At 59.9% G+C, this 3,001-nt stretch carries 3 protein-coding genes; 2 read left to right on the top strand and 1 reads right to left on the bottom strand.

What is annotated here, in order from left to right; translation table 11 throughout:
* Positions 1 to 84: 84 nt before the first annotated feature.
* A complete protein-coding gene (locus NUV89_RS28845; RefSeq protein WP_257783996.1) occupies positions 85 to 453 on the bottom strand; it encodes a PilZ domain-containing protein in 369 nt (122 codons plus the stop codon).
* 174 nt (positions 454 to 627) lie between these two features.
* Between NUV89_RS28845 and NUV89_RS28840 the strand changes: the two genes are divergently transcribed.
* On the top strand, positions 628 to 2,694 hold the full coding sequence (locus NUV89_RS28840) for a carbon starvation CstA family protein (RefSeq protein ID WP_026136862.1): 2,067 nt from the start codon (positions 628 to 630) through the stop codon (positions 2,692 to 2,694).
* Positions 2,695 to 2,709: 15 nt separating this feature from the next.
* A complete protein-coding gene (locus NUV89_RS28835) occupies positions 2,710 to 2,907 on the top strand; it encodes a YbdD/YjiX family protein (RefSeq protein ID WP_017737420.1) in 198 nt (65 codons plus the stop codon).
* Positions 2,908 to 3,001: the final 94 nt, after the last annotated feature.

Genomic DNA, 3,001 nt, shown 5'->3' with positions numbered 1-3,001 from the left:
AGCTGTCTATCAGTTGATAAATGTGTCGACTGACACACCGCCTTCGCGAGCAAGCCCGCTCCCACAGTTGATTTATGTTGCTTGTTATATCTCGAGCAACGCCGCCAACTCCCGGTGCAGCTCTTCCTCATCGCCCAGGTTCAACTCGATCAACCTTCGCAAGTGACTGATCGAGTCCAGGTCAATGTGCTGGCACACAAACCCCAATTGCCCATTGTCCTCATGGGTCAGCCGCACTTGCATCTTGATAGGGGTCTTGGGGTCCAGGCGTATATCGACATCGAACGGTAATGCCTTGTTGCCCTTCCAGTCTTCGGGTCGTTGCACCAACAAACCCTTTAACGACAAATCCACCAATTGCGCCGGCCATTCCCGGCTGTTTTGCCGAAGTTCGGTTTTGGCGTCAAAGGCGATCCGGCGGAAGCGGCGGCGATCAGACGGTTGCTCGGTCATGGTGAAACCCTCTGGGGATAGGGGGATTGTAGCCCTGCGCCATCATTGGCCCGATATTTCTGCTTTTTTTGCCCGCAGAAGGCTCTAGACCAACGTAGGGGGGTGGTCTTTAAAGCCAACAGCGCTAAACTCGGAACGGCTGTCCTTTCTGTCCACCCTGGCTGGAATATAAAAATGAAAAATAATAATAGCCTGCTACGCCACCTACCCTGGCTGGTGCTGGCAATCGTAGGAGCGTGCGCCCTTGGCGTAGTGGCCTTGCGCCGCGGCGAGGCGATCAACGCCTTGTGGATTGTGGTCGCTGCTGTGGCCATCTACCTGGTCGCATACCGCTACTACAGCCTGTTCATCGCGAATAACGTGATGCAACTCGATCCACGGCGGGCTACCCCCGCAGTGATCAATAACGACGGTCTGGACTATGTGCCGACCAACAAACACATCCTTTTCGGTCACCACTTTGCGGCGATTGCCGGCGCAGGCCCCTTGGTCGGCCCGGTGCTGGCGGCGCAAATGGGCTACCTGCCCGGCACGCTCTGGCTGATTGCCGGCGTGGTGCTGGCCGGTGCGGTGCAGGACTTCATGGTCCTGTTCCTGTCCACCCGTCGCAACGGCCGTTCCCTGGGGGACATGGTGCGTGAAGAGATGGGCCGCATTCCGGGGACCATCGCGCTGTTCGGCTGCTTCCTAATCATGATCATCATCCTCGCGGTGCTGGCTCTGATCGTGGTCAAGGCCCTGGCCGAGAGCCCGTGGGGCATCTTCACGGTGATGGCGACCATCCCGATCGCGATGTTCATGGGCATCTACATGCGCTACATCCGCCCGGGCCGCATTGGCGAGATTTCGATCATCGGCGTGCTGTTGCTGCTGGGTTCGATCTGGCTGGGCGGGCAGATTGCTGCTGATCCTGTATGGGCCAAGGCCTTCACCTTTACCGGCATTCAAATCACCTGGATGCTGATCGGCTACGGTTTCGTCGCAGCGGTACTGCCGGTGTGGCTGATCCTGGCGCCGCGTGACTACCTGTCTACGTTCCTCAAGATCGGCACCATCATCGCCCTGGCCATCGGCATCCTGGTCACCATGCCAGACCTGAAAATGCCGGCACTGACCCAGTTCATCGACGGCACCGGCCCGGTGTGGAAGGGCGGCCTGTTCCCGTTCCTGTTCATCACCATCGCCTGTGGCGCGGTCTCGGGTTTCCATGCGCTGATCTCCTCGGGCACCACGCCCAAGTTGCTGGCCAACGAAAGCCACGCGCGCTACATCGGCTACGGCGGCATGTTGATGGAGTCGTTCGTGGCCATCATGGCCATGGTCGCCGCTTCGGTGATCGAACCAGGCGTGTACTTCGCCATGAACAGCCCGGCCGCCGTGGTCGGTGCGGACGTGGTCACCGTGGCGCAAACCGTCAGCAGCTGGGGCTTTGCGATCACGCCAGAGGCGCTGCAAGCGGTGGCCCATGACATCGGCGAAACCACCATCCTGGCCCGTGCCGGTGGTGCGCCGACGTTGGCGGTGGGTATCGCGCAGATCCTGCACAGTGTGCTGCCGGGTGAAAACACCATGGCGTTCTGGTACCACTTCGCGATCCTGTTCGAAGCGCTGTTCATCCTCACTGCGGTTGACGCCGGTACCCGTGCCGGTCGCTTCATGCTGCAAGACCTGCTGGGTTCCTTCGTGCCGGCGCTGAAACGCACCGAGTCGTGGACCGCTAACCTGATCGCCACCGCCGGTTGCGTGGCAATGTGGGGCTACCTGCTGTACCAAGGCGTGATCGACCCACTGGGCGGCATCAACACCTTGTGGCCGCTGTTCGGTATCTCCAACCAGATGCTGGCAGGTATCGCGTTGATGCTGGCCACGGTTGTGCTGATTAAAATGAAACGCCAACGCTACATCTGGGTGACCATGTTGCCAGCCGTCTGGCTGCTGATCTGCACCACCACCGCAGGCTTCATCAAGCTGTTCGACGCCAACCCGGCGATCGGCTTCCTGTCGCTGGCGAAGAAGTACAGCGATGCCCTGGCCAACGGCCAGATCCTCGCCCCGGCGAAGAGCATCGACCAGATGCAGCACGTGATCTACAACGCGTACACCAACGCAACGCTGACGGCGATGTTCCTGTTCGTGGTGTTCAGCATCCTGTTCTATGCGCTCAAGGTCGGCGTCGCTGCCTGGGGCAACAAAGAACGTACGGATAAAGAAGCCCCGTTCCAGGCCCAGCCGGACGCGTGATAGAGGATTGCAGCCATGTTCAATGACATCAGTCGCCTCGGTAAATACCTCGGTCAGGCCGCGCGCCTGATGGTCGGCATGCCCGACTACGACACGTACGTCGAGCATATGCAAACCAAGCACCCGGACAAGCCGATGATGGACTACAAGACGTTCTTCCGGGAGCGTCAGGAAGCCCGTTACGGCGGCAAGGGTGGGCCCAAGTGCTGCTGACCCGGTAGTCCGGGCTGGCGGTGATCCCATGTGGGAGCGGGCTTGCTCGCGAAAGCGGTCTGTCAGTTGATGTATGTGCTGGCTGACACACTGC

Source organism: Pseudomonas sp. 18.1.10 (assembly GCF_024655625.1).
Lineage (GTDB): Bacteria > Pseudomonadota > Gammaproteobacteria > Pseudomonadales > Pseudomonadaceae > Aquipseudomonas.
This window is presented reverse-complemented; position numbering and strand designations above follow the sequence as displayed.

Bases quoted from the DNA above. Each gene is read 5' to 3' on its own strand.
- NUV89_RS28845 (WP_257783996.1), bottom strand. From the start codon at position 453: ATGACCGAGCAACCGTCTGATCGCCGCCGCTTCCGCCGGATCGCCTTT.
- NUV89_RS28835 (WP_017737420.1), top strand. From the start codon at position 2,710: ATGTTCAATGACATCAGTCGCCTCGGTAAATACCTCGGTCAGGCCGCG.
- NUV89_RS28840 (WP_026136862.1), top strand. From the start codon at position 628: ATGAAAAATAATAATAGCCTGCTACGCCACCTACCCTGGCTGGTGCTG.